The sequence below is a fragment of the Bacillus tequilensis genome (genome assembly GCF_012225885.1).
Lineage (GTDB): Bacteria > Bacillota > Bacilli > Bacillales > Bacillaceae > Bacillus > Bacillus tequilensis.
Genome location: NZ_CP048852.1, coordinates 3,832,995 through 3,859,274 on the forward strand (window position 1 = coordinate 3,832,995; position 26,280 = coordinate 3,859,274).

Annotated in this window: 23 protein-coding genes and 2 pseudogenes; 4 read left to right on the plus strand and 21 right to left on the minus strand. The window is 42.9% G+C overall.

Features of this window, described 5'->3' with window-relative positions; genetic code table 11:
• Nucleotides 1-37: 37 nt before the first annotated feature.
• From G4P54_RS21715 to G4P54_RS20155, 3 genes and pseudogenes are all read right to left on the minus strand, one after another.
• Nucleotides 38-94, minus strand: a complete 57-nt coding sequence (locus tag G4P54_RS21715) for a hypothetical protein (protein WP_373683397.1) — start codon at nucleotides 92-94, stop codon at nucleotides 38-40.
• A gap of 310 nt (nucleotides 95-404) precedes the next feature.
• A complete protein-coding gene (licT, locus tag G4P54_RS20150) occupies nucleotides 405-1,238 on the minus strand; it encodes a transcriptional antiterminator LicT (protein WP_167873668.1) in 834 nt (277 codons plus the stop codon).
• A 94-nt stretch (nucleotides 1,239-1,332) separates the two neighbouring features.
• Nucleotides 1,333-2,006, minus strand: a pseudogene (locus tag G4P54_RS20155) (hypothetical protein).
• Nucleotides 2,007-2,215: 209 nt separating this feature from the next.
• Here G4P54_RS20155 and G4P54_RS20160 point away from each other — a divergent pair.
• Complete coding sequence (locus G4P54_RS20160; protein WP_167873669.1) at nucleotides 2,216-3,502, plus strand: MFS transporter; 1,287 nt, start codon at nucleotides 2,216-2,218, stop codon at nucleotides 3,500-3,502.
• Between the two features lie 19 nt (nucleotides 3,503-3,521).
• On the opposite strand, the gene dbpA is transcribed toward G4P54_RS20160, so the two are convergent.
• Nucleotides 3,522-4,961: an ATP-dependent RNA helicase DbpA gene (gene dbpA / locus G4P54_RS20165; protein WP_167873670.1), complete on the minus strand. Its 1,440-nt coding sequence runs from the start codon at nucleotides 4,959-4,961 to the stop codon at nucleotides 3,522-3,524.
• Between the two features lie 395 nt (nucleotides 4,962-5,356).
• Here dbpA and G4P54_RS20170 point away from each other — a divergent pair, with 395 nt between their 5' ends.
• Both G4P54_RS20170 and G4P54_RS20175 read left to right on the plus strand, forming a co-directional pair.
• The gene (locus G4P54_RS20170; RefSeq protein ID WP_167873671.1) at nucleotides 5,357-5,698 is read left to right on the plus strand and encodes a PadR family transcriptional regulator; all 342 of its coding nucleotides are present in this window, start codon (nucleotides 5,357-5,359) and stop codon (nucleotides 5,696-5,698) included.
• Complete coding sequence (locus tag G4P54_RS20175) at nucleotides 5,695-6,216, plus strand: DUF2812 domain-containing protein (protein ID WP_167873672.1); 522 nt, start codon at nucleotides 5,695-5,697, stop codon at nucleotides 6,214-6,216. The genes G4P54_RS20170 and G4P54_RS20175 overlap by 4 nt, the downstream gene beginning before the upstream one ends.
• A 213-nt stretch (nucleotides 6,217-6,429) precedes the next feature.
• Here the strand turns inward: G4P54_RS20175 and G4P54_RS21435 are convergent.
• The 10 genes and pseudogenes from G4P54_RS21435 to G4P54_RS21445 all read right to left on the minus strand — a co-directional run.
• Nucleotides 6,430-6,558 (minus strand): annotated as a pseudogene (locus G4P54_RS21435) (hypothetical protein); the annotation flags it as partial.
• Nucleotides 6,559-6,575: 17 nt separating this feature from the next.
• A complete protein-coding gene (locus G4P54_RS20185; protein WP_167873674.1) occupies nucleotides 6,576-7,028 on the minus strand; it encodes a hypothetical protein in 453 nt (150 codons plus the stop codon).
• Between the two features lie 15 nt (nucleotides 7,029-7,043).
• Entirely contained in the window at nucleotides 7,044-7,340 is a 297-nt protein-coding gene (locus G4P54_RS20190; RefSeq protein WP_167873675.1) for a YxiJ family protein, read from the minus strand.
• A gap of 32 nt (nucleotides 7,341-7,372) precedes the next feature.
• Nucleotides 7,373-7,675, minus strand: a complete 303-nt coding sequence (locus G4P54_RS20195) for a hypothetical protein (protein WP_240939696.1) — start codon at nucleotides 7,673-7,675, stop codon at nucleotides 7,373-7,375.
• 100 nt (nucleotides 7,676-7,775) lie between these two features.
• Nucleotides 7,776-8,186 (minus strand): hypothetical protein, encoded by a 411-nt coding sequence (locus G4P54_RS20200; RefSeq protein WP_240939697.1) that lies wholly within the window; start codon nucleotides 8,184-8,186, stop codon nucleotides 7,776-7,778.
• A 28-nt stretch (nucleotides 8,187-8,214) separates the two neighbouring features.
• A complete protein-coding gene (locus G4P54_RS20205; RefSeq protein WP_240939698.1) occupies nucleotides 8,215-8,451 on the minus strand; it encodes a hypothetical protein in 237 nt (78 codons plus the stop codon).
• A gap of 216 nt (nucleotides 8,452-8,667) precedes the next feature.
• Complete coding sequence (locus G4P54_RS20210; RefSeq protein WP_167873676.1) at nucleotides 8,668-9,423, minus strand: hypothetical protein; 756 nt, start codon at nucleotides 9,421-9,423, stop codon at nucleotides 8,668-8,670.
• 17 nt (nucleotides 9,424-9,440) lie between these two features.
• Complete coding sequence (wapA, locus tag G4P54_RS20215) at nucleotides 9,441-16,436, minus strand: tRNA nuclease WapA (protein ID WP_167873677.1); 6,996 nt, start codon at nucleotides 16,434-16,436, stop codon at nucleotides 9,441-9,443.
• 178 nt (nucleotides 16,437-16,614) lie between these two features.
• Nucleotides 16,615-17,550: a DMT family transporter gene (locus G4P54_RS21440; RefSeq protein WP_240939794.1), complete on the minus strand. Its 936-nt coding sequence runs from the start codon at nucleotides 17,548-17,550 to the stop codon at nucleotides 16,615-16,617.
• A gap of 69 nt (nucleotides 17,551-17,619) precedes the next feature.
• Nucleotides 17,620-18,363 (minus strand): SDR family NAD(P)-dependent oxidoreductase, encoded by a 744-nt coding sequence (locus tag G4P54_RS21445; protein ID WP_240939699.1) that lies wholly within the window; start codon nucleotides 18,361-18,363, stop codon nucleotides 17,620-17,622.
• Nucleotides 18,364-18,531: 168 nt separating this feature from the next.
• On the opposite strand from G4P54_RS21445, the gene G4P54_RS20225 reads away from it, so the two are divergent.
• Complete coding sequence (locus G4P54_RS20225; protein ID WP_167873678.1) at nucleotides 18,532-19,263, plus strand: 2OG-Fe dioxygenase family protein; 732 nt, start codon at nucleotides 18,532-18,534, stop codon at nucleotides 19,261-19,263.
• A gap of 35 nt (nucleotides 19,264-19,298) precedes the next feature.
• Here G4P54_RS20225 and G4P54_RS20230 read toward each other — a convergent pair whose 3' ends face one another.
• The 7 genes from G4P54_RS20230 to G4P54_RS20260 all read right to left on the minus strand — a co-directional run bounded on the left by G4P54_RS20230 (nucleotide 19,299) and on the right by G4P54_RS20260 (nucleotide 26,156).
• Nucleotides 19,299-19,745, minus strand: a complete 447-nt coding sequence (locus G4P54_RS20230) for a universal stress protein (RefSeq protein WP_167873679.1) — start codon at nucleotides 19,743-19,745, stop codon at nucleotides 19,299-19,301.
• Between the two features lie 102 nt (nucleotides 19,746-19,847).
• Nucleotides 19,848-21,257, minus strand: a complete 1,410-nt coding sequence (gene bglH, locus G4P54_RS20235; RefSeq protein ID WP_167873680.1) for an aryl-phospho-beta-d-glucosidase — start codon at nucleotides 21,255-21,257, stop codon at nucleotides 19,848-19,850.
• 22 nt (nucleotides 21,258-21,279) lie between these two features.
• Nucleotides 21,280-23,109, minus strand: coding sequence for a PTS beta-glucoside transporter subunit IIABC (gene bglP, locus G4P54_RS20240; protein ID WP_167873681.1), 1,830 nt, complete (start codon nucleotides 23,107-23,109; stop codon nucleotides 21,280-21,282).
• Between the two features lie 415 nt (nucleotides 23,110-23,524).
• Nucleotides 23,525-23,857: a hypothetical protein gene (locus tag G4P54_RS20245; RefSeq protein ID WP_167873682.1), complete on the minus strand. Its 333-nt coding sequence runs from the start codon at nucleotides 23,855-23,857 to the stop codon at nucleotides 23,525-23,527.
• Nucleotides 23,858-23,873: 16 nt separating this feature from the next.
• On the minus strand, nucleotides 23,874-25,490 hold the full coding sequence (locus G4P54_RS20250; RefSeq protein WP_167873683.1) for a T7SS effector LXG polymorphic toxin: 1,617 nt from the start codon (nucleotides 25,488-25,490) through the stop codon (nucleotides 23,874-23,876).
• Nucleotides 25,491-25,509: 19 nt separating this feature from the next.
• On the minus strand, nucleotides 25,510-25,779 hold the full coding sequence (locus G4P54_RS20255; RefSeq protein ID WP_167873684.1) for a YwqI/YxiC family protein: 270 nt from the start codon (nucleotides 25,777-25,779) through the stop codon (nucleotides 25,510-25,512).
• A gap of 11 nt (nucleotides 25,780-25,790) precedes the next feature.
• Nucleotides 25,791-26,156: a YwqH-like family protein gene (locus G4P54_RS20260; protein ID WP_024713251.1), complete on the minus strand. Its 366-nt coding sequence runs from the start codon at nucleotides 26,154-26,156 to the stop codon at nucleotides 25,791-25,793.
• Nucleotides 26,157-26,280: the final 124 nt, after the last annotated feature.

A 26,280-nucleotide genomic window follows, 5' to 3' on the forward strand; every position in this document is an offset into this window, starting at 1 on the left:
ACCGCTTGAGGCAATCAGCTCTTTATACCAATAAAAGCTATTCTTCACGTACATGAAGCCGCAGGCGTGTCGCACAATGTACAAAAGAACGCACATTTTCTTCCTCTCTGTCCAGCAACAGTATGTTTTTGCAACTGCTTGAATCCCCATTTTTCTGCTAAAAAGTTAAAAACCTAAACTATCCTAATTGCAATAGGAACAAGCTGTTTAGGTTTTGCCTCATTCATTTTTTCTGTAAAACGCCACCATCCCTCTGAAAAAATAAAAACCTAAATTACCATCAGCACAGACATAGATCCTCCGCACTCATTGTAATGTAGGTTTTGCCTGCTTATCAGTAACAATCCTAAGATCATCATACGTGAATGCAGGAAAAAACCAAAACAAAAATGTCAACGTTTTCATTATACTTGTCTGACGACCCTTTCTATGTGAATCGTTATATACAGCAGCTCGTCACTGGTGAGCTTGTGTTCATACTCCCGCTCAATATAGGTTTGGATTTTCTTCGTGCACTTATACGCGCGATGGTACTTTTCTTTCACTGTCTCCAGCAAAAAATCGTCCTGGCTTTCTATATGTGTGCCATTAAACAGACGCTGCGCAAAAAACTTTAAGTGGGTGATAAACCGATAATAGTGAAGGGATTCTTCGTTGAATTCAATCTTAAAATGGTATTTTACGATACTCAAAATCTCTTGCATGACTTTTGTAATGTTGATGATATTGGGCATCTCTTCATTGAGTTCGGCATTTACGATATGCAGGGCAATAAAGCCGGCTTCATCCTCCGGCAGCGACACACCAGTCTTGTTTTTTACCATTTCCAGCGCTTCTTTTCCGATCGCAAATTCGTCTTTGTACAGCCGCTTTGTTTCCCACAGCAAGGCGTTTTTGATATCAAGCCCTTTCTGGCTGCGCTGGATGGCAAAGTTAATATGATCGGTCAGCGACACGTAGATGCTGTCGTTGAGCTTTTTGCCGAACTGAAGTTTCGCATAGCTGATAATCTCTTCGGATACTTCCATACACTCGATCGGGATATCATACAAAAGAGTTTTGAATTTTTCTGATACATCCTTGTTGTCGAGTGTGAATACCTTCTCAATGCGGGCCTCTTCGACATCATCGCCGGACTTTTTCTGGAACGCGAGCCCCCTGCCCATGATGACCAATTCTTTTCCCTGTTCATTGACCACGCTGATCACATTATTGTTGATCACCTTCGCAATTTTCATGGCATATCCCTCCAATCAACTAAGAACAGACTACACCTTGATTGTACATTCTTTTTGTACTAGGTCAATATCATCAGAGAAAGACGGGAACTGGTCAATTCAACTCACTCAGCACCGGCTGTCCGGGCTGTTTTTGAAGCAGCGCCTCCAGATGACGATCAAATGATGCCTTGTCAGCTCCCTGCTTCTTGACAATGCTGTTCATGATTTTGACGCTTTCGGCGCTGTATTGCGTATATTGTTTTTTCAGCTGATCCAGCTGCAATCTTGTCTTTTTCGCATTTTTCGGTGTGACTTGGCTGATGAGCTTGATCATACTGTCTGCGATCTCAAAAAAAGCGGCTCGATTTTCTTTCAGCTGCTGCATCTCACTGCGGCTCATTTCTTGATTGCTGGTTTTTTGAAGCAGAGCGAATGCCTCGCTGTTTTGTTTTTGGAGCGGTTTGTTTTCGAGCTGAATCGATTCAAGGTTCTCCTTCGCACTGTCTGCGTCTTTTTTAGTCATGCTGCTGCGCACGAAGTATTCAGGGTTGCCGATTCCATAATCAAATGCCTCGCTTACGTGTATCATGGAACTGAATACAATGGCCAGCTGCATATCTCGCGGGAGGGTCGAAAGTCCTGCTTTTTCTTATTGCTTATTGGTTTGGCTGCGGTCTGTTTCACCGTCTTTTGATCACAATCTGCAAATGTCTGCGCTTCACTTTCGCATGCGCTCATTGCAAGAACTGTGACCAGCAGGCTTATACACAAGCCTATTCGCCTCATGCTGCTCTGTCTCCTCTCTGCTGAAACTCTTCTGGAAAACACGGCAAAATATAGTTAAATGGTACCAGATAGACCTGCACCCAGCAATCAATCAAAAGTATGATTCAAAGGGCAAAAACATAAACGTTTTGTAAAAATTTACGTTTGTTCCATTCTTTTCAGGCTTATTTCTCGTACAATAGAAGTATCGTTACCGGAGAGGGGCTCTGATGATGAAACGTTTTACGAAACAAGAAAACAGCTGGGTGTTATATGACTGGGCAAATTCCGCCTACTCGATTGTCGTGACCACCGCGGTGTTTCCGTTATTTTATAAATCAGCAGCAGCGGAAAGCGGTGTTGGGGCCGCTCAATCGACTGCCTATTTGGGCTATACCATTGCGATTTCAACGTTTATTCTTGCGATGCTCGGGCCGATTTTAGGCACGATCGCCGATTACGAAGGATGCAAAAAACGGTTCTTCCGTTTCTTTGTGTCTGCCGGTGTCGCCAGCACTGCGATGCTTGCCTTTATTCCGAGTGAACATTGGCTGCTTTTATTGCTGTTTTATACGATATCGGCTATCGGTTTTTCCGGTGCCAACGTGTTTTATGATGCCTTCCTCGTTGACGTCACATCAGAAAAACGCATGAATCTCGTGTCGGCACGGGGGTTTGGATTAGGATACATTGGCAGCACGATTCCATTTATCATCAGCATTGCAATCATCCTGCTCGCACAAGCAGAGACCATTCCGGTGACTGTGTCTGCCGCGAGCCAGTTCTCCTTTTTCATAACAGCTGTCTGGTGGGGGCTGTTTACCATTCCGATGCTGAAGCATGTCCATCAGCGCTATTACATCAAAAGAGAACCCCATATCGTCATCAACAGCTTTAAGCGGCTCGGCCAAACGATGAAGCGGATCAGGCAATACCGGACACTTTTCCTCTTCTTGCTCGCTTATTTCTTTTATATCGACGGAGTCGGCACCATTATTACGATGTCGACATCCTATGGATCTGATTTAGGGATCAGCCCCTCAAGCCTCCTGATCATCCTGTTTGTCACCCAGGTGGTCGCCGCGCCGTTTTCGATTGTATATGGAAAACTGGCAGAACGCTTCACGGGGAAGACAATGCTGTATGTCGGGATCGTCATTTATATGGCCGTTTGCGTGTACGCCTATTTCCTTGAGACAACACTGGATTTCTGGATACTGGCTATGCTTGTCGCTACCTCGCAGGGCGGCATTCAAGCCCTCAGCCGTTCCTATTTCGCCAAGCTCGTGCCAAAGCGCCACGCCAATGAATTCTTCGGCTTCTACAACATTTTCGGAAAATTCGCCTCGATTATGGGGCCGCTGCTCATCGCCGTTACCGCCCAGCTGACCGGGAAATCCTCGACTGCGGTGTTCAGCCTGATCATTTTATTTGTAATCGGAATCGTCATCCTCGCCTTTGTGCCGGAAGAGAACAGTGCCGCTGTCAGCCAGCAGAAAAATGACCTGCCCCTTTAACAGGGAGCAGGTCATTTCATCATTTATTCGCTTTATTCACCTTGAGCTTTTTCCCTTTGACGGTTGTGTTTTTCATCACTTTGAGAACTTGAGGGCCTTTTCCGTTTAAAATCTCCACGTAAGAGGCGTTGTCCATGATTGTGATAATGCCGATGTCATCAGCTGACACACCGTCAATTTTGGCGATCGTTCCTACAAAATCAACGGCTCTGATTTTCTTTTTCTTTCCGCCGTTAAAATACAGCTTCATAATGTCTTTATTCAGCTCTTCGCTTTTGTCTCTTTTCACTTCCGGACGGTCATTCAATTTAGCTAGAAATTCAGGCTTTTTCTCAGCCACTTCCTCTTGAGAAGGGGCTTTTATATTTTGAATCTCAAACCCGATATATTCTTCAATGTCAGCTAAAAACCGTTTTTCGAAGGCAGTGACAAACGAAATCGCCTTTCCTTTGTTCCCTGCGCGCCCCGTCCGGCCCGTGCGGTGCACGTAGCTTTCCTTTTCGAGCGGCAGGTCATAGTTGATGACAAGGGAGATATTTTCAATATCAATCCCGCGCGCGGCGACGTCTGTCGCGACTAGGTACCGGTAATCGCCCCGTTTAAATTCATTCATGACGTCAAACCGGTCTTCCTGAATCATTCCGCCGTGAATTTTATCGCATGGATATCCTAAGTCATCCAATTCATCGGTCAGCTGATTGACGTGCTCTTTTGTCCGGCAGAAAATGATGCAGCTGTCGGGATTTTCGGTCATCAGCACATCTTTCAGCAAAGCAAGCTTATTCTCTTCTCTTACTTGGATCACCGCATGTTCAATATTCTTTGTGGTTAGTCCGGCCGCTTTGATTTCGATATGCTCCGGATTTTGCATATATTGACGGCTCAGCTTCTCAATATCCTCCGGCAGCGTCGCCGAAAACAGCATCGTCGTGCGCTCAGTCGGCAGATGCTTGATAATCGCCTCTACCTGCTCGATGAAGCCCATATTCAGCATTTCATCCGCTTCATCAATGACCAAATAGGAAAGACGGTCTAACGGCAGTGTGCCTTTTTCGATATGATCCAAAACACGTCCAGGCGTGCCGACAACAATGTGGCTTTTTTGCTTAAGCTCAGCTTTCTGTTTGTCAAAGGGTGATTTTCCAAACACGGGGGTCGCTTTGATTCGTTTGAATCTCCCGATGTTCGTGATATCCTCTTTTACTTGTACAGCCAGCTCACGGGTCGGTGTCAGGATCAGCGCCTGCGGTTTGTTTTCATCCCAATCCGCCAGCTCACAGAGAGGAATTCCAAACGAAGCCGTTTTCCCGCTTCCCGTCTGTGATTTGACGACAAGGTCCTTTCGTTCAAGAGCAGCGGGAATCACGCTCTCTTGCACCTTGGTCGGTTCTGTATATCCCAATCCTTCTAATGCTCGTAAAATGTCATGACTGATTTGATAGTTTTTAAAATGACTCATGTATAAACTCCTGTCTCTTGCAGATGTTCTCATTATACTCTAATTGGTGAAGGCATATGTGTTTTGTCGAAAAATGATGCAGTAAAACCAGCAATGCCGCATTAGTGCGATTCCCGCGCGGTTTTGATACAGCGTATCTCTGGCCATATAACGCGAGGGATTGTCCGGAGCGTTCAATGTAAAGGATACCGAGCTGAAAACACTCAAGTTAATGTGGTGTGTTTTTTTCTCTTGGCTAAAGTCAAGCGCACCATCCTATGAAAAATGCATACCCGGCAGTTTTCTTTTTATAACAACTGAAGGCAGAACAAAATGACATTGACAAACAGAAAGGGAAATTTTATTATATCAATAAATGATATATCAATCGTTGATATAGAAAATGAGGTGAACACTTGCCAAAGCAACGTCCGCAGGAAATGGATCAGCTTACCGATCCAGCCTATTATATTGTCTTAACATTGCTGGAACCAAAACACGGATATTCGATCATGCAGGAGATTGAAGACATGACCGACGACTCCTTCACCATCGGCCCGGCTACCTTATATACATTGTTAAAGAAGTTACTGCAAGAAGGGATCATTGAGCTCGTCAACAATGACAACCCACGCCGCAAAGTGTACCAAACGACACGAAACGGGCAAGAATTACTCAAAAAAGAAATTCAGCGCAGAAAAGTGATGGCTGAACACGGGGAACGCGCTTTTCAACAATTGAAAGGGGATTCGTCATGAAACAGAAAAAATATATGATGTCTGAAGGATTGGCCTTTTCAGAGGAAAAGGATATGAAGAGACTTAGCGATTTGACCAGAAAAGGCTGGGTGCTTGAATCATTTGCGTTTATGGGGTATACACTTAAAAAAGCTGAGCCTCAAAAACTGATCTATAGTATTGATTATCATGATGTCGGGGAAGAAAGCTTTGCAGAATACATCGAGATATTTGAAGCGGCCGGATGGGAGCATGTTTGCTCTTCACAAGGTATGCATATCTTTTCGGCTGATCCCGGGACCTCGCCGATATACAGTGATCAATTCACCATGAGTGAGAAATATAAAAGAAGCGAAAAAGACGTTCGAAACGCCACCTGCACCTTGAGTTTCCTGACTCTCCTGTCATTTACCCTCCATTATGTAACGGGATTATCAAATTGGGTGCCTTTGGTTTTCTTGATTGTGACTTTCCCGTTTCTCATGACATATGCTGCAACAAAAGCAAGAACGCTTGGAAAGTGGGGAAAATCAGTGTGACTTCTTGTCACACTTGATCACATCCCAACCTCCGCAATAGAAGCTTATTTGGTCTTCTTCGTCATACACATAATAACGAAGTCTTTCCCATTGATCGTCAGTCGGTACAATCTCCAATTCAACCGAATCGACGGATTCAAGATCATCCAGCCTCGATGCACTAATGTCTTCAAACCGTAAATGAATGTCACAGGTTTGAGCTGATAGTTTTAATTCAAACACAGGAATATGTATATAACGATCATCTTCTTTCATATAGAACGAAAACTCGTTTAATGTAAATGGACCTGTATCCGCATCAGAAAGATGCTTTTTCAATTTCTCGTATTGTGTGATATTCAAATGGATTCCTCCTATTTTTAGTTACCGCCAACCATATAAATGTCCGCAGCATCATATTCAAACCACATGATCCGTTCGCCTGAGTCCGTTAGGCATTGGAGCTTCCCATCGGAAAAATAGCTTTTATCCGGTTGAGGATCAGTGATCAGAAAAACATCGTCATTGATAGAAGCTAACAGAAAGAGAAAGCCTGCAATGTCACGGTCTGCATCATGTAATACGCATTGGAAATGGAATTCTCGTTTCGCCAGCTTCGTCACCTTGTAAGCATGACCTTCAAAGTACTTAGACAGGTCTTCTATAAATGAACCAGTCGTTATCACCTGTATCATGATTCGCTCATAGTCAAGCCCTTGCCAAATACGATAAAATGACTCTGCATCTTCAAGCTCACATGACATAACAACTTGGTGAGGCTTAAGAACGACCATGTCCAAATTGCCGATACTGCTTATAGAGGTTCTTTCCATAAAACCTTCCCCTTATCAATTGGATAGCACAACGCAAATCTCTTGTCTGACTTGTTCATACAAGAGAATGTGCTGATACAAATCTTTATCGTTTTTGACCACATCCGGCAATATGTCGGGATACAGCTCAAAAAAGCTTTTCTCCAACGAACGCCGTTGATGCCGGGGCATCCTTTTATTCGCCAGCACATAATCCAAACTGCCATCAACAAGCATAAAAAACTCATAGATTTCCGCTTCAAATTCGTACAGTTCATCAGGGTATGCCTTTTCTTCAAGCTCTTGCTGTCTTTTTCTCAGTTTTTCAAACATGCTGGTGTTCTCCTCTCCCTATTCAGCTTCCGTTATCTCATATTGCCGGCAATAAAAGCGGAATGTCTGCTCTTCCCATTCTTCCACGTGCCTTGTGGTAGCGCTTCAATATGGAGAATTCCATCAGAAAGATCCGATAGGGTTTCGATTTCTCGTATCGTAACGGCTGAAACGTCTTTGAATATGACAACAATCGTACGTAAACGATAAACAGCTGCTAACTCAATTGTATAAATGGCACCAAGAACTTGATCTGTTTCCCGATAAAAACGCCATTTCTTGATATGCTGAAATAAAATAGGAGAAGCTCCTGAATTACTCAACTCATCTGCCAATTTCGATTCCTCCGTTGATGGCTTTCCTACACTCTATACTCACAGTAAGGCATCAAATCAGGAAAAGCATCCTTCAACATTCTTTCTATATTTTCATCAGTCACTGTAAAAATATAAGATCTGTTGAATCAAAAAAACCGACTTCGAAAATACATTCTTTTACAGGAGAAACATAATCATCTACATAATAGTCAGCATTCCCATCGACAAACGGCACATCTGTTAGATTATAGGGTAATGTCTCTTTAGGTACAGCTGTTAAAGTAGAAAAAATCACATAAATCTTAAATTCATTTAATATACGATGAAATTCCTCACCTGTGATAAAAAGATAGTCTTTACGCTCGCCGATGATATCGTTCCAATGATCCTTATCCTCGGATAAATCCATCATATTCAAAATATCGCCAATGACCCAATGATACTCAGTGATACGGAGGGGGAATTGTTTGAAAAAATCATTTAAAAGAAAAAGTTCTGAATTTGCATATTCCAGACAATACCTGCTCATATGTACCTCCCCACCAATAAAACCCTTTTTACAACTCACACTTGATCAATTCCTCCATCGAGGTTCCTTTGAAATATTGATAAAGAATATCCTCAATACTCAAATGACCAAATAGCCCAATCGGATTGCTAAAGGTCTTCCCCCGTTTTTCATCAACCTCTATTAGATCACTCTCTGCCGCTAATGAATCGTCTTGGCTAATGAGATAATTGATTTCTTGGCTCGAAATAACAAACCATTTGGTAGTATCGACCGATTTCTTCATCTATTGATAGCCTGCGTAGCTATCGTCTATTACTTCATCGCTTACTTCTGTTTTGTCGCGTTTCTCCATGCATTGGTTCCTTTTAAAAATACTAGCCATACAAAATAGTTTGTATGGCTAGTATATATTTTAATCAATTACATTTTTGGACAGTGTTGTACCAACTAAATTTTAAAACAATCCATATTTATAAGAAGCCCTTTACTTTCAACATTTTCATAATTCATTTTTTATCATTTCCTCCATTGTGATTCCCTTATAGTATTTATAGAGAATGGATTCTATACTTAAATGTCCGAAAATCCCCAACGGATTAACGATTTTTCTTCCAGTTTTCTCATCTAATTCTATTAATTGATCTTCTGATGCAAAAGAATCTCCTTCACTCATGAGATATTTTCCTTCTTCAAAAATAATAAATTTTATTTGAGAACTATCAGTTTTCTCTATTATGTTTCGAGGCATTTTGGAAATTACATTCCAATCGCCTTGTAACAGGCCAGTATATCCAGTATTAGCCACAAAAAGTTTCCTTTCTTCTTTCATTGAACTAATGACTTCTCCTCTGCTTAATTCTTTGTCAGTAAAAATATCATAATACTGTATAAGAATATCATCGTCTTTATTCTTTGATAGATCCCCCTTAATTACCCAAGCATACGTATACTTGTCGATTTTCTTTAAAGGTATTTGAATAATGGCTCCCGGTATGACTTTAGCTGTTGATTTGACTTTTTTAGTAATTGTCTTTAGATCCACTACTTGTTTATCATTTAATTCCGGAAAATAAGAATCTCCGTTTGTATTCATTACAATGAGTAATGTTTTAAGAAATTCTTCTAGAGTCGGTCCTCTGTCTAAATGCTCTTTATACATACTGTGAAATTTTTCAACCGATTCGAAACAAATATCTAATCCTTCATCACTAACTAAGATTTTCTTATTTTTATGATCTTCTTCCCAAAATCCCATAGAATGTTCTCCTTTCTCTACCTATAAAATCTTCTTGAGGAACTCATATAATATTTATATTTCTTATTTTTACGACTTATTGGTCTAATTTTATTTCTAAGCTTTTTCTTACCGCCATATTTTAAATAATATCGATGCTCTAATCCTCTTGCTTGCGCATATGTTAATCCTCCTCTTTTTTTTACCATTCGCGCATCTGGGTGGTTTTTTTTATGGGCGGCAGCTCTTCTTTTCATATTTTTTGTTCTTCCGACATACACAACTTTTTTTCCTTTTTTTAATACATAAACAGAATGTGCCGCTTTATACAATCGACTTGCTGCTTTTATTCTTGCTCCACCAACAAAACCTAGAGCAGCAGCACCTACTACATGTTTCCAGCCCTTTCCTGACTTGTACGCCTTATATCCGTCATAAGCCGCAAAGCCAGCGTTTATAGCTAACCAGACTAGATGCCCGTCCGGATCAACATTCATCACCGGGTTATTATTTCCATAAGCATACCCATTCTGATCCAATGAATCGCCCTCACTGCCCGGGTCTGGGTCGAGTGATAGGAACACGCCGTTTCTTGGCTCGTAGTAGCGGGCCATGAGATAGTACAGGCCGGTTTCTTCGTCGTATTGGTAGCCTGCGTAGCGGTAGCGGTTGTCTTTCACTTCGTCGCTTGCTTCGGTTTTTGTCGGATTTCCCCACGCATCGTACTGATATTTGGCAACGGTTTTTCCGGTGCTGTCTGAGATCGCGATGACGTCACCGTGTGCGTTGTAGTGATAGAAATATTTCTTGCCGTTCTCTGTATAGGATAACAGCTGGCCGCTGTCCCCGTACGTGTATGATTTTGTGACGTTATTGTCCGCGTCTGTTTCATACAAGACGTTCAAGCTGTCTCCGTCATAGAAGTAGTTCGTGACGTTTCCGTTGACGGTTTTTTGGATTCTGTTTCCTTTTTCATCGTATTTGTATGTTGCGAACGGCTTGTCTTCGCCTTTTTTCGTAACGGCGGTCAGGTTGTCTTCTGCGTCCCACGTATATGTGAATTTGCCGTCAGATGTACGGTTGCCGTTTTTATCGTAAGAGATGCTTTCATCATTTACTTTTGTCAGCTGGTTCATGATGTTGAAGGAAGCGTTCACCGTTTTGCTTGAACCGTCTTTTACAGTTGTAACGGTTTTCCGGTTCCCGAATCCATCATATGTGTATTCAATAACAGTACCATCTTCATGGGTTTCTTTGACAAGCTGATTCAGCTTTCCATACTCATACTTCACTTTTCCGCTTGCTGAGCTGTTTATCGTTGTACGATTGCCGTTGGCATCATATTCATAGCTTTCCGTCAGAATGCTTCCGCCGTTTTTGTCACCGATATGCAGCGAGCTTACAAGGTTTCTTTCGTCATATGAAAAACTTGTTCCACCGCCGTTGCCCGTAATAAAGGTTTGGACGTTGCCATTTTCATCATAATCAAATGAATAGGAAGATGTACTGTCTTTCATCTCAACCATTTGATCCAGTTTGTTATACGTAAATTGATTCGTTCCTTTTTGATCCCCATGGCTCCACGAGAAGGTTTTCAGCTTATCGGAGTCACTAGGATATGTCCAAGTTTGGCTGCCGCCGCGGTCAGTCAATTCGGTTAAACGGTTTTTGTTGTCAAATGTCCGTTTCTTTGTGGTGTTCTGCTCTTTATTGACGACCGATGTTTCATTTCCATTTTTGTCATACGTGAAATTGTACTTTTCTGTACCGTTATACGACTTTGATTTCACCCGGTCTGTTCCATCATAAGAAAGAGACACTTCGTTGCCATTCGGCGAAATGGTTTTGGTCAGGTTGCTGTTGGCATCATATTCGCTTGCTAACACATTGCCCAGAGGGTCAGTTGTTTTGACAAGCTTGCCCATGACATCATATTCGTATTTATAGGTTTGATCTGCTCCCGCCCGGATGGTTTTGCTTACCTCATTGCCTTCCTTATCGTAACTGTGAAGGATAGACGTGCCGTTAGAGAGCGCCATGTTTGTCAATTGGTCTGCCTGATCATACGTATAGGTTGTTTTTTCACCTTTTGCGTCTGTATCAGCCGTTTTCTTACCAGTTTCATCGTAATCCGTTGAAGTGGAGAAACCTAGTTCGTCCTCTTCCTTGGTCACATAGTTGCCCTTACTGTCATACGTGCTTTTTGTCAGAAGGCTTCCTTCAATCAGACGGATATCATCAAACCAAACTGTTCCTGTCGCACTCTTTTGGAACAGAATGCTGATATTGACTTTATTGATCGGTTTTGTTTTTGGTATGACAACTGCAGCCCGGTTCCATTCCTGTGTTCCAGAAGGGAATTTGGCATTGTATACACCTGTGCTGCCGTCCGCATAAGTGACATTCGCTTGCAGAGAATAGTCTTTTTCATCTGTAAATTTGACACTGCTGGCTTTCGACATCCCTGTCAGTGTGAGATAAACCGGTTTGTCGCTTGCGCTTTGCCCTAAGACAACGGTTTGTTTTGTTACTGATCCGGCTTGGGACGCACTGGTCCGGGCAGCTTTTAATGATACGTCATCATTAAAGCCTTCTTTAGAATCAACGGATGCCCCGCTTACATTCCAGTTTTCCGCTGCTGATGTGAAACTGCTGTTTTGAACTGGATTATAGCTTGACGATACTTCGCCTTTTTCCAGCTGGACTTCATCAAACCATGCTTTTCCTTTGCCATCTTTATCTTTATGATCCACTTCCATATACACAACGGCTTTTCCTGCATTTGCCGGAGTCGTAAAAGTGATTTGCCGTTTTGTCCAGTCATTTTTTCCCGCTAATGCACTGTATTCATTGTGAATCCATTGAATCCGCTTTTGATCTTTGTCCCGCAAATCAATGTTAAAATAGGCTCTTGATTTCGCTAAATCTGTTTTGATTTTCCCGCTTAATGTATAGGTTGTATTCGGCTCCAGTACAACTGTTTGAGTCGCTGACGAATACCCATGATCTGTTCCGGCAGACGTTGATTGGCTCAAGACTTCCAATACCTTTGATCCGGAAAGAACCCCACTCTTATCGGCGATCACTGAAATTTTGCCGCTGTCTTTAGAGGCAGTCAGATTCCAGCCGGATTTTTGCGCTTCAAAGCTTCCATCTTTCAAAATATTAGTTGAAGCTGATAAATCTTTGCTCGATTGAATCTGATTTCCATATTTATCATAAACAGCAGCTGATGATGATTTTCCGCTCTGATCGGTTTCGGATACGGCATCCAGTCCGTCATAAGCAATATCCGTGACATTACCCTCGGTATCCTTCGTCTTTGTGACATCGTTGTTTTTGTTGTATTCGTATGTCTCCGTTCCATATGCGTCTTTAACCGATGTCACGTTGCCGTCTTTGTCATATTGATAGCTTTCTGTTGCTTTTCCGGTGCCGACGTCGTTTGGATCTACATCTTCTACAACATTATTGCCTTCATATTTTGTATTCGTTGTAATCTTTAACCCTTCGGCATCATCAATAACCTGAATCGGATTTCCCGCTTCATTATAGCCATACTGTACCTTCCGGCCATTCGGCTGTGTCATAAGAAGCGTCTTTTTATCAGCATCATAGCTGTAGACATATGTTTCTTTTTTAGCGTTGATCGCTTTTTCGAGACGGTGTCCGCTATACTGATATTCGGTAAAGACAGGCTTTGCTTCGGTGCTATTGGCTGAATACTGTTTGACAAGACGCCCTTCGCCATCATAGTCGTAGCTTGTGACCGTCCCGTCTGTATCCGTCACTTTCTTCAGCAAATCATTCTCATATGAGTAGGTGACTTTCTTATTTTTAGGTCCGGTGATAGAAGTCACATGGCCGTTTTCATCATATGTGAATGTAAGCTTGCGGCCTGATGCATCAGTAATAGATGTCAGTTGATTTTTGTCATTGTAAGTGTAGACAGTTGCATTGTTGTGACCATCCACTACCTTTTGAAGCTTACCGCCTTTTTTATTGAAATAAGCGTTCGTTTGATCTTTTGTTTTTAATATGAACTGATCCGCTGTTTCTGTTAATTCAAGATATACACCGGTCGGCGGCTGATACGTGCCATCGGCTTTTTTAGTGAATCGATGTGTCGTAGCGTCTTCATCGATATACATTGCTCCGCCATCCGTTGAGATGACAGATGTTTCAGCATCAGCATACCAGCCTTTCCCAAATAAATGATCGGAGCTGTCAAGACTGTTGTAGGTTCTCGACAAGCCAAGTCCCGGCCCTCGTCCGTCAATTGACAAATCTTCTTCATTTACAATGACGTTGCCTGTCGCGCCATTTAACTGACCGCTTGGGATATCAATGATAGACCAGTATTCTTCTGTTCCAAGGAACTCAGCGCCTTCATGGAACGTTGGGTTAAAGGGCGCTGTTGGAATCGTTTCACCATTCGCATCATAAGCGACAAGAGTGAAAGAATAATTCTTCTTCCCTTTGTAATTTCCATTTGCATTGTTATAGACAGGTGACGGATCAAGAGCTAATTCCCGGCCTTTTCCGTCTGTATGCAGCTTGTATTTCCCTGCTTTAATTTCCTCCGACGTCGGCCAGATGTTTTTATTTTGAGTTGTCCAATGATCCGCGTCACCAACATCATAGGACTGGTATTCTTTGCCGTTATAGATGTTAACTTTATAGCCTTTCGCATTTTGAACCTTTTCCCAAATTAAATTCACATAGCCTGTTTGACTTGATTTTGTGTTTGTATACAAATAGCCAGTTAAATTTTTCGGCTTAGCGATATCAGGAAGTGTCGGGTTAGCAGCCGGTGATGCAATGGCTTCGCCGTCTTTGTTATATGCGATCAATTTAAACGAGTAATTTTTTTTGGCTCCGTCTCCTCCGGCGTTTTTATAGGTTGGGCCGGGATTGATCGGCAGCTCTGCTCCCTTTCCATCCTTTAGATGAAGAGCATATTTTCCCGCTTTGATTTCAGCACTGGTCGGCCAGATCTTTTTCCCCTTGGTGGTCCAAGACGTCTGATTTCCGAGATCAAGTGTCTCAAAGCCTTTCCCATTGAACACCTGAACTTTATAGCCGGTTGCACCCGATACGGCTTTCCAAGAAAGATCGAAGTATCCTGTGGCATTCCCATTATTAAATCCCTTTGTTGACGGCGCTTGCGCTTTTCCTACATTAGGAATAACAGGTTTTGCAGGTGTAGACATCGCTCCTTCGCCTTGATCAAATATCGCACTGACGCCAATCCAATAGTTTTTGCTTGTGGCATAGCTTCCGCCGGAATTTTTATAAACTGGGGATGGATCTAGCGCCAATTCAGCTCCATTCTTACCGTCCACATGCAGTTTATATTTCTTGGAAGCAATTTCTGCACTCGTAGGCCAGATTTTTTTTCCTTTTGTGCTCCATGACGTGACGTTGCCTGCAGAAATCGCTTGATACTCTTTACCATTATAAATCCATACTTTATATCCTTTTGCACCTTGAACCTTTTTCCAGCTGATATCAAAATAACCAGTGGAGTCACCGTTGTTATAGGCTTTAATAGAAGGGGTGCTTCCCTTTGGTATGGTATATGTCACTTCAATATACGGTTTATTAGAGGAGTTCGCTGAAGAAATCAGTTTTTTCCAGTATTCCTTGCCGTTTCCGTTTGTATGAAGCTTAAATCCATAGTTGGCCCCGCCAGAGTTCCATGACTTTACAGCAGCTGTCACATCGTAACTTGCCCACTGTCCTTTATGGACCTCAGCTTTGCCGATATTTTTCGATGCTGGTTTGGTGTTCCATGTCACTTTTCCATTATCGTAATTGCTGTTAACTGTATCCAGCCAAAGACCGGTTGCCTTTGTTCCATAATAGGAATGGGCGACGTATGTTTTTAATGTTGCTTTGCTGACAGTCATATTTTGAATCGGTTTTAGGTTGTTAAATTTCATGAACGCGTAGTTTGTGCCTGTTGTTTTGTCATAATAGCCTGTTTTCAGCACATAAGACTTTAAATTAGCATCCCATTTTTGAGAGGCCGCCGAATAGTTTGTCGTCGGATAGGCACTCATGACAAACGTGTCTGAAGAAATAGATAAAGATGTTGACGGGTCGATAGATACTGGATATACACGTTTAGGATCCTTCAGCCAGTTCTCATCTGCCGTCAGATGAAGCAAATACCCTTCTTCATTCTTTTCCAGCTTATAGCTGACTTTGTCGGACCGTTCAACCTCGCCGGAAAGCTCATCTAGTTTTGAATCCGTCATAAAAGGCTTAGGCACAGAAAAGACAACTTTTCCTTTTTTATCAGAAAAATCAATGGATCCATCCTCTTGTTCTTTAGCCTGCAAATCGGTTTTCAATTGAAATGTAAATGTGTTGTAGCCATCATATTGATGAAGGACTAAATCTTCTTTTATGTTTTCATTGAATGTGAAAGTTTGAAGATCAATGTTCGGAAAAACATCCGGATAAACAATCTCATTACTATCAGTCTTATAATCCGCTGAGGTATCTTTCGGAGTAAATGAAGTTTTATTTGGGCCTTTCGCTTCTACAAGTGAATACGCAATCTTATGGTCATTATGCTCAAAAGTCGCATAAAGCCCGTTCTTCATTTGCTTTTGAAAATCCGAATTCAAAATAGCATTCTCTGTCTCGACTTGTTTGCTCGTCGATTCTTTTAACTCAGGAGAAATGTCTTCCCAATCAGCATTCGGTGTTTCCTTTGTATGAATGGGATCAAGGTATACTTCCTGTTTATAAACACCGTCTCCTTCATAATAGAGCTTTGTATTTTCTGTTCTTTCTGAGGTGATCTCTCCCTCTTTGTTTATATCTTTTTGATTGAAAGGTATCGCTTGCTCTGTTTGTTCATCCTGAAGAGTTTCTTCTGGATCAGGAGCAGTAACACCATTTCCCTCCTCTTCTTCTGTGGTTTTTGCTAGTACATCCACTGGCAATAATGAAATCATTAAAGCCAATGCTAAAAATGCTGCTATGAACCTTTTAAAGTTCCGCCTCTTTCTTTTTTTCATTTCTTCTCTCCTTTTTGTAACAAAAGTAATATTCAACAAATAATCTTAATGATAATGAAATGTTATTTCAATATCTTTCTGGAAAGTTTATCTTATTTTAAGAATCAACCAGAGTAAATTGACCCAAAAATAAAAAGGCCAATTAGGCCTTTTTTACACTATTTCTATCTTTCTGTCATTATTGAATTTGCTCAATATCCTTATCCTCAGCAACCACATCCGCCTTTCCCCGCCTTCTGGCAAGCGTCAAAGCCATGCCTGCAAAGATCATGACGATGCCCAATGTTTGATAGAGGTCTGGGCGGAAGCCTGTGAAGACGGTATCCAGCACGATTGCGACAGCCGGATCGAGGAAGACAATGATTGAGATAAATTTCGTTGATAAAAATCGCAAACTGTCAAAAAACAGCAAATACACAATACCTGTATGGATGATACCGGTCGATACCACCATGATCCAGTTTCCTTGAGACAGGTTGGCAAAAGCGCCGAAGTGAATAAACGGAATCAGGATGATGACCCCTAAACCGGTTTGCAGGAAGGTTGTCGTGTAAGGGCTGAGGTTTTGAATGCCTTTTCCCACTAAAGTGGTGAACGCATAAAATAGTGCGGCGAGAACTGCCCAAATGATGCCAGACCCCATCAGCTGTGTCAATGAAGTGCTGCCGTTAATCCCGGAAATCAGCACAGTTCCCAGAAAACAGATGATAATGGAACTGACGGAAATGACATTTAATTTCTCTCTGTAGATGATGCTGCCCAGGAGAAGAACAAGCACTGGTGCAAGGTGATAAACCGAGATGGCGATCGTGACAGACGTTTCTTCAAAAGACTTAAATAAGAAGACCCAGTTGAATACGAGAAAGAAACCGCACGCCAATGTTTGCAGCACATCTCTCTTGCTCCACTTTTCGGTTTTATACTGTCCTGATGCCAGCCAGCAAAGGCTTAAAAATAACGTCGCGCAAAGGCAGCGGACAAAGACCAATTCAAATGACTGCAAATTAGTATGCTCTGAGAAAAAGCCGATGGAACCGAAAATCACCATGGAGATGACCATTTTCAGCACGGCTGTTGATTTTTGTTTTGGTGTGATTGAGAGATCTTGCTGCATCAAGCGTATTCTACCTCCAATTATGTATAGGGGAAAAGCACCCCAGCTGCAAGGTGCTTTTCTCTTTTATTATAGTTTCTTGCCGGCTGTCCAGCCGCCGTCTATGACAAAGTTTGAGCCTGTAATAAATTGCGCCTCATCCGAAGCTAAATACTTCATACAGGAAACGATATCATCCGGCTGCCCCCACGTATGAAGGGCGTGGTTATCTTTGATCAGCTGAACCATTTCATCGTCTTGAAAATACTCTTCCGTTAATTCTGTTCGGATCACGCCCGGTGAAATGCTATTCACCCTGATGCCCTTTGACCCGAATTCCATAGCAAGCTGCTTCGTCAGTCCGATGACCGCATGCTTGGAAGACACGTAGGCTGCCCGCGCAGGCTCTGCCATCAGCCCGGACACAGAGGCGATATTGATCATACAGCCTCGTTTCCCCAGCTTAGACCACAGCCTTGCCGTGTCTCTGGAAAGAATAAAAACTGCCGTGAGATTAATGTCTATGACCTTTTTGAATGATTCTGCTGATAATTCAAGGACAGGAGTGATTTCCCTTATTCCTGCTGCATTGATTAAGATGTCCGGAATCAATTGGCGTTGTTCAAGCTTTGGCATCAATGATTCCGCCTGCTGAACATCAGACAAGTCAGCTTCTTCCATGTAAAAGTCATTGTTTACTATAAATTCTGACATTTTATTCGTTTGAATATCCACTCCAACGACCCGAAAACCGTCAGCTAGAAATTGCTTTACCGCCGCGAAGCCGATTCCGCTATTTGCCCCAGTGATCATTATATTCTTTTTTTTCATCATTTTACATTCTGCCTTTTTTCATTTTGGTAATTTCCAATAATATGAATATTAAAGTTTGACAATATATTACAAATAATTTAGCATTGTCCTTGCATCCTCTATTTTCCACATTTTCTATCATACAGGAAGCTGCCAAAAAAATCATCTACTTTTTAAGGGGAGATCTATATGGTTCAAGTTTCAAAAACAAAAAAAAATTCAACATCCGATATCGCTAACTATGCTTCTTATTTAAAGGAAAACGGTTATTCGTATATTCCAGCAGAGTTCTACCAGCAAAAAACCACAGACGCCGAAGTCCGCGAATTACAGCTTACATATGATGCTTTGAAAGCTGATCCTAAAGGAGGCGGCCGTTACAGAGCGCACTCCCGCTATATTCTGTCTCCTCACTCCGACACCCTTGAATTAGATCCGGATAATGGATACTTCCAATCAAAAGAGTATAATTATGATGATGGCGGTATTGTCAGAGAATTCGATAAAATATCAGATGAGTTTCTACAGCACCCTGTAACGCAGCGCATGATACATTCAAATGTAGAAATGGCCCGCCAAACCGATTTTGTAGATTGGGAGAAAGAAGTGATCGTCGGGCTCCACCAAGTCAGATATCAAGTGACACCTGACGCACCTTCATACAGCTCACCTATTTGGCTGCATCGTGACGACGAACCGCTTGTTTTCGTCCATCTATTTCAGCTGAGCGAGGATGCTATCGGAGGAGATAACTTAATCGCTCCGTCTGTTAAGCAAATTGATAAAGTGCTGCGGCTGACAGACCCGCTTGAAACACTTGCTCTCGGGCAAAAGGTCTTTCATGCGGTAACACCGGTCGGCACTGTCAATGCAGATGGCGCACATCGAGATATCTTATTAGTTACCTTTTCTAACAGATAAAAAAAAAGCGCCCGAGGGCGCTTTTTTTAACAAATCTATCGAACAATCAAAACCGGGCAAGACGATAATTGCGACACTTTATGGCTGACGCTTCCAAGCATCATTTCTTTCAGGCCGCTGATGCCCCGGCTTCCGACGACGATCAGGCTGACGCCTTTCTCTTTTGCTTGATTTAGTATCTCATGCGCCGGCTCGCCATTCGCATAAATGATATCAGCTTGCACACCGTTCTCGGCTGCTTTTTCTTTTGCGTCCTCAAGGATTTTCAGGCCTTCTTTTTTAACCTGGTCCCTAATTTCGTCAATAAAATGTTCGGGCACATAGACAATTCCCGTCAGAGAAGAAGTCGCGACGACTGCCTCTCTCCCCACATGAAGGATGCTTAGTTCCGCCTGCTGTTCTTTAGCCAAATGCACTGCGGCATTAAGCGCTTTTTCACTCATGTCTGATCCGTCAATCGCAACTAACATTTTGTTAAACATGTTCATCCCGCCTTTCGGACTGTGGGTGGTTCATCTTTCTCTTTTATTGTCCGCCTGCTGCCGGTTATTGTCAATTGAAGTGCGTGAGTTTTCAAAAAGTTGTCAGAGACTCTCTCCGTTTGTGGCGATGACTTGCTGATACCAGCTGAAGCTTTTTTTCTTGATGCGCTTTAACGTTCCGTTTCCTTCATTGTCCCGATCCACATAAATAAAGCCGTAGCGTTTTTTCATTTCCGCAGTGGATGCGCTGACAAGGTCAATTGGCCCCCATGATGTGTAGCCGATTAAGTCAACGCCATCCGCAATGGCCTCGCGCGCTTCAATTAAATGATCACGCAGATAGTTGATTCTGTAATCGTCCTCAATGGTGCCGTCCTTTTCAACTTTGTCTACAGCGCCAAGGCCGTTTTCCACGATGAAAAGTGGCTTCTGATAGCGATCATATAAGGTGTTGAGCGTGATGCGCAAACCTTTCGGGTCAATTTGCCAGCCCCATTCTGATGATTTCAAGTAAGGGTTTTTGACTCCGCCAAGCAGGTTGCCCCCTGATTTTGCAAGCTCTTTTGGATCAGTGCTCGCCGCCATCGACATGTAATAGCTGAATCCAATGTAATCCACCGTATGTTCTTTCAAAATCTCTTCATCGCCTTCAGCCATTTCAATTTCAATATTGTTTTCTGCCAGATAGCGTTTCATATATCCCGGGTACGCGCCCCGTGCCTGAACATCTGAGAAGAAAAGAGTTTTGCGCTCATTTTCCATGGCCGCGAAGACGTCCTCTGGCCTAGATGTCATCGGATAGGTTGTGGTTGCCGCTATCATACAGCCGATTTTCGAATCAGGAATGATGTCGTGACCCGCTTTGACAGCAAGAGCACTGGCCACAAATTGGTGGTGTGCCGCCTGGTACATGGCGTTGAATTTGTTTTCTCCTTCTTCAAAGACAAGACCGCCGCCGGTAAACGGCGCATGGAGCACCACGTTAATTTCGTTGAAGGTCATCCAATACTTCACTTTGTGTTGATAGCGTTTGAAAACGGTTTTGGCATAGCGTTCATAGAACTCGATGACTTTGCGGTTCTTCCAGCCGCCATAATTCTTCACTAAACCGAGCGGCATTTCATAATGAGAGATGGTGACGACAGGCTCAATCTGATGCTTTAACAATTCATCAAACAGATCATCATAGAATGCGAGCCCTTCTTCATTCGGCTCCTCTTCATCGCCATTCGGAAAGATTCTTGTCCACGCAATCGATGTGCGGAACGCCTTGAACCCCATTTCCGCAAACAAGGCGATGTCCTCTTTATAACGGTGGTAAAAATCAATTCCGGTATGATACAGATTTAAGGAAGTCATTGATTCATCAAATGGAGACATGATGCCGTTCGGCGATACGTCAGCGGTCGAAAGCCCCTTGCCGCCCTCGTTATAAGCACCCTCCACCTGGTTGGCAGCAACCGCGCCGCCCCATAAAAATCCTTCTGGAAATCGTTTTGCATTTGAACTCATATTGATCACCCCATCAGTTTTTTTAAGATAAAGCAAGCAATGCTTCTTTTGTCTGCACTTTGCCGATTTCTTTCACCGGCGAAAACGAATATTGGTCTGTGTTGGTCACGATCACCGGGGTAATGACGTCATATCCCGCGGCTTTGATTTCCTCGAGGTCAAAGGACACGAGCGGATCTCCCGGTGCAACCTTGTCGCCTTCTTTGACGTGAGCCGTGAACCATTGCCCCTCCAGCTTCACCGTCTCCAATCCAATGTGTATGAGGATTTCAGCTCCCTGATCACTCGTAATGCCAATTGCGTGTTTTGTTTTAAAAATGGCGGTAACGCTTCCGTGTACAGGTGAAACGACTTCTCCTTCTTCAGGCTCAATGGCAAATCCTTTTCCCATGATTCCGGCAGAAAACACCCCATCTTTCACTTCGCTTAATGCTCTCACTTCTCCTTTAATTGGACTGTGAATGATTTCTCCGCTGCCTTCATGCACAGACGGCTGCTGGACGCTTTCAGACGGTACATCCTCGAATCCGATCAGATAAGCTGCCGCTGTTCCCGCCGCAAAAGCAATCACAAGACCAATCATCGCGTACATAAACGTCGGGCCGATAAACACAGGGATACTCGGCAGACCCGCATTCCCTCCGACGATATAGGAAGCAACACCTGTCATACCGTAAAACGCGCCGCCGGCCGCACCGCCAATCAAAGCGGCCGCAAACGGTTTCTTCAGACGCATATTCACGCCGTACATCGCAGGTTCTGTAATCCCCATCAGCGCCGTGATGCTCGTCGTCAGCGCAAGTGATTTAAACTTTTTGTTTCTGGAGCGAAGGAAGACGGCAAATGATGCCCCTGCCTGCCCCATATTCGCCAAAAACATCGCCGGCAGTAAATAATCATGGCCGTTTTGGGCAATGTTGTTGATCATGATCGGCACAAAGGCATAATGCATGCCCGTCATAATGATGAGAGAGAACGTTCCCGCCAGCAAAATCATCGCCACAAGCCCTGCATGATCAAACAAATAATTCACGCCGGCAGACAAGTATTCTCCTAAAATAGCGCCAAGCGGACCGACTGTAATCAATGTCAGCGGCACGACAATCAATAATGTCAACGTCGGAACCACAATCAATTTGAGAGACGAGTGTGTAAAACGGTCGATCCACTTTTCCACGTACGAAGCGATCCAAATCGCCAGCAAAATCGGAATGACTGTTGACGAATAAGTGGCAGCGGTTACAGGAAGCCCAATAAAGGAAATCGGTTTCCCCGAACCAAGCAGTGCCGTCAAATCTGGATGCAGAATCGCCGCCGCAATGGCCGCCGCTACGTACGGATTGCTGCCGAACTTTCTCGCCGCACTCATCGCAAGCAGGAGCGGCAGGAAGTAGAACGCACCGTCACCAACAGCCGTCAAAATGACATGAACCTGGCTCTTCTCCGCGATCCAGCCAAACGTGACCGCTAGCGCAACAAGCCCTTTGATCATTCCCGCTCCCGCAATCGCAGGCAGAATCGGGGTAAACACACCGGAAATCACATCAAACACCGCACTCAGCACATTCGTTTTCTGAGAAGATGAACCAGCGCTCTTCTCATCGCTGAGATTGCTGTGCCGCAGCATCGCCTGATACACCTTCGGCACATCGTTTCCAATGATAATTTGAAACTGCTCGCCGCTGATATTGGTGCCCATCACACCCGGCAGCTGCTCCAATTGACTGCGATCCGCCTTCGCGTTGTCATGAAGATTAAAACGCAGCCTCGTCATGCAGTGAATGACGCGCTGAACATTGTCTTCACCGCCCACCAGTTGTAATATCTCTTTCGATAATTTATCATAATCCATGTGTATACCTCCTTTTTATGGGGGAACCCGCTGGATGAAAGGTTGCCGCCTTTCACCAGCTTTTTTTGTATCACAATGCCGCATCACCTCCTCAATGAGAATAAAAAAAACCTAAATGACGCAGATTGCGAGAGTCTCCTCCTGCACCTGCACCATTTAGGTTTTGCCTGCTTTCGCAGTAACAATCCTGACGGGCCGTTTTATTTGTTTATAGGTATACTTTAGCACTAGATTTATAGGATGTCAACGCTTTCATTTTTGGTATTGACTAAGGGATTTACTTATTAAGGACTATTTTGTTTTTCTTTCACTAAAAATTCTCGCAAATATCGGTTGACTTAAAATAAATTAATGAAAAAACCTTGAAAGGAAATTTAGCCCCTCAAGGTATATCTTTAAAGTAACATTTTTATTTTTAATTATCCCTTTTCCATACACTTTCTCCGTCAGTTAAAAAAACTGCACTTGGCGGATCATCATAAAGTGAAATTTCAACCAATGAACCTTTCTTTTGTATTAACCAGTTATATAAACTACTTTCTTCACTAGTAGGATGCGCTAAAATCCCATTTACTTGAAATGCAACTGCATAATATTCAGTATAATTCACATCATCATCATCCAACCCATTGTCTGTTTCAAAGAGTGTATCTGGTTCACCAATAATCTTTAATCCACTATCCCACTCTATTATCAAGTCACTATCTTTATACTCTTTTAACGCTTTTACTAAAGGATCATATTCCATTTATATCCTCCTTTTATTACTTCTTTAATGGTTCTGAAGGCACTATATGCGCTCCGTCTTTTCCGTAATGAATCATTCCTCTAGTAGTTTCAAGGTATTCACCAGTATCACGATCATAGTATTTTCCAATTGGTTTACCAAAGTCTACTCTTTCTTTTTTACCGTTTGGTAGTAGTTGACCTTTCCCTGCATACTTATCAAGCAATTCCTGCGCTTTTTTATTATCTCCATAAAAAATACTTTTGTTTTTCCCATTTGCTATTTCTTGCTTGTAGTTAGGAGTATTGGGAATATGTTTCTCTTGGGCACCCGGCTTTACTTTAACAGGATATCCATTTACTTCACGATACGGCCCTTTAGGTACTGATTTCTTTCCATAAGAAGGTACACTATTATCCTTACCCTTAGCAACGTTTTTAATTTCCTTAGCCTTCTTTGCCTGTTTCCCATCATCAATAAGTTTATTAATATTTATTAATTTTTCTAATTTGGCTATTTTGGCTAATGGTAGTGAGTGTATGGAGGCAACAATACGGTCTTTCCCTGTGACTTTTTCGCCTGATACCGGATCTCTGCCCGTGGCTGCCTTAAAAAGATCATTCACGCCGGTAAGATCTACAGCTGTCTCTAACAATTTCACATATCCGCTCTCATCCACTTTAATGTCCGAAAGCGAGACGACAGGTTCAAGTTTCATATGATTACCTGATATATACACATTATAAAGTGTATCATTAAAAACAACTTGCTTAACCTCTGCATTTGAGAAATCAGTTTTTACATGTTCTACATGTTCACTCGTATTATATACTTTACCATTAATAACAATGATATTTTTATTTACCTTTTTAGAATGATCCGTTTTGACAACTGTATCGACTTTAGACTTTTCTTTCTCGTCCAGCTTTTTCAACATCATCTCCATCGGTGAGTCATCCGCCTGCTTCATTTGCGGGTTAATGGCGCCGAAGGTTTGGTTGATGTTTTCTTCTTCCTGTGATTTCAGGATGGAGCCGCTTTTGTAGCCTGTGATTTCAATTTTTGGACCGGTGTACATCGTTTCGAGCTGATCGATATACTTTTTCATCGTTTGAAAATCTGATTTTGCTGTTTCCAGTGCTTGGGTTTGCTGGCCGTCAAATTGAAAGAGCTTATGCAGGGTGTCTGTGATCAGCCGTTCAGCCTGTTCTGTTTCCACTCGAAAGAAGGAGTCATTGACTGTCGGCAGGCTGACGATGTGGCCGATGGCTGATGTTTGGCGGTTGACTGCGTCTGTGAGCTGTTCTGTCACTTCTCGTGCATGCTTTACTCCGTGTCTTGCATCGTGTGAGAGAAAAGCCTCTGCGATCATGCCATGGGAGTCAGATTCTACAGAGGAAATCGCATGCTGCGTTTGTTTCAGCACTTTTTTGTATTCGTCGATAAACATGCCAAAGAAGAGGAGAAAAGGCTTGTGGCACTCCTCGTAGAAGGTCCGGATGGCATCTCCTCCCTTTCCTTTTAGCGCGTCCTTCATGCTTGCCAGGTGCCCAACGCTTTTTTCCAGCTTCTCCAGCTGCTGTTTTTGCTTGTCCAGTTTCTCAATCGTATGCTGAATGCCCTCGTGAAGAGCGTGGACATCTAATGTTTTCAATCCCTTGTCCTCCCGCGCTTTATTTCATGGAAGATGATATATTTTCATCGGTTTCCTTCATGGCGTTTACCGCGCTTTCCGTTTGTGCGATATGCTTGGCCAGAACGGACGCATAGGCTTCGGTGAGCTCTTTGATGTCCTCATTTAATTGCTCAATGGACTTCGCAACGTTTAAATGGTTTCGGCCTGAGATGTGGCCGGGCAAGGAGGATTTGAGTTCAGCTGAATTCTTGAGCTGTGAGAGCCCTTGCTTCACTGTGCCATACACCATTTTAATTTCCTGTGCCATTTGTGCTCACCTCACTTTTTGTGTTTTTCCTTCTCTATTTCATGCTCTATTCTTGTGATTTGGCGTCTGATGGAATAGACATCGCCCTCTAAGGAGTGGATTTTTCCTTCGATGCTTTCGATGATTCCGCTGACTTGATCGCTTTTAATTTGCTGATATGCTTTGTTCATTCCTTCACGAATATCTTCGAATCGCTCCGCATGTGTTCCTCTCCATGCCTCTCGGTTAAGATGCGGCCGGTGAATGAGATGCTTGGCCTCGGAAAATTCGTGTTTGATTTGCCTGATTTCGTGCAGCACTCGTTTTAACTGATGGATCTGTTCCTGTTTTTCATGTAAGTCGGCTTTTACCGAATGTAACAACATTTCACTATGCATGCCGCAACACCTCGTGTTTCTATCAAACTGTGTCAATTCTTTACAATACAGACTATTTTCATATTACATGATGGGTCATATTGGATAAACAGGCAAAAGGGTTTGTCTTGAAGAGGGATAAGAT

Bases quoted from the DNA above. Each gene is read 5' to 3' on its own strand.
- G4P54_RS21445 (WP_240939699.1), bottom strand. From the start codon at position 18,363: ATGATGAAAAAAAAGAATATAATGATCACTGGGGCAAATAGCGGAATC.
- licT (WP_167873668.1), bottom strand. From the start codon at position 1,238: ATGAAAATTGCGAAGGTGATCAACAATAATGTGATCAGCGTGGTCAAT.
- bglH (WP_167873680.1), bottom strand. From the start codon at position 21,257: ATGAGTTCAAATGCAAAACGATTTCCAGAAGGATTTTTATGGGGCGGC.
- G4P54_RS20210 (WP_167873676.1), bottom strand. From the start codon at position 9,423: ATGGGATTTTGGGAAGAAGATCATAAAAATAAGAAAATCTTAGTTAGT.
- G4P54_RS20175 (WP_167873672.1), top strand. From the start codon at position 5,695: ATGAAACAGAAAAAATATATGATGTCTGAAGGATTGGCCTTTTCAGAG.
- G4P54_RS20255 (WP_167873684.1), bottom strand. From the start codon at position 25,779: ATGGCACAGGAAATTAAAATGGTGTATGGCACAGTGAAGCAAGGGCTC.
- G4P54_RS20245 (WP_167873682.1), bottom strand. From the start codon at position 23,857: ATGGAATATGATCCTTTAGTAAAAGCGTTAAAAGAGTATAAAGATAGT.
- G4P54_RS20225 (WP_167873678.1), top strand. From the start codon at position 18,532: ATGGTTCAAGTTTCAAAAACAAAAAAAAATTCAACATCCGATATCGCT.
- G4P54_RS20185 (WP_167873674.1), bottom strand. From the start codon at position 7,028: ATGGAAAGAACCTCTATAAGCAGTATCGGCAATTTGGACATGGTCGTT.
- G4P54_RS20190 (WP_167873675.1), bottom strand. From the start codon at position 7,340: ATGTTTGAAAAACTGAGAAAAAGACAGCAAGAGCTTGAAGAAAAGGCA.
- G4P54_RS20230 (WP_167873679.1), bottom strand. From the start codon at position 19,745: ATGTTTAACAAAATGTTAGTTGCGATTGACGGATCAGACATGAGTGAA.
- G4P54_RS20200 (WP_240939697.1), bottom strand. From the start codon at position 8,186: ATGAGCAGGTATTGTCTGGAATATGCAAATTCAGAACTTTTTCTTTTA.
- bglP (WP_167873681.1), bottom strand. From the start codon at position 23,109: ATGGATTATGATAAATTATCGAAAGAGATATTACAACTGGTGGGCGGT.
- wapA (WP_167873677.1), bottom strand. From the start codon at position 16,436: ATGAAAAAAAGAAAGAGGCGGAACTTTAAAAGGTTCATAGCAGCATTT.
- G4P54_RS20160 (WP_167873669.1), top strand. From the start codon at position 2,216: ATGATGAAACGTTTTACGAAACAAGAAAACAGCTGGGTGTTATATGAC.
- G4P54_RS20205 (WP_240939698.1), bottom strand. From the start codon at position 8,451: ATGAAGAAATCGGTCGATACTACCAAATGGTTTGTTATTTCGAGCCAA.
- G4P54_RS21440 (WP_240939794.1), bottom strand. From the start codon at position 17,550: ATGCAGCAAGATCTCTCAATCACACCAAAACAAAAATCAACAGCCGTG.
- G4P54_RS20260 (WP_024713251.1), bottom strand. From the start codon at position 26,156: ATGCATAGTGAAATGTTGTTACATTCGGTAAAAGCCGACTTACATGAA.
- dbpA (WP_167873670.1), bottom strand. From the start codon at position 4,961: ATGAGTCATTTTAAAAACTATCAAATCAGTCATGACATTTTACGAGCA.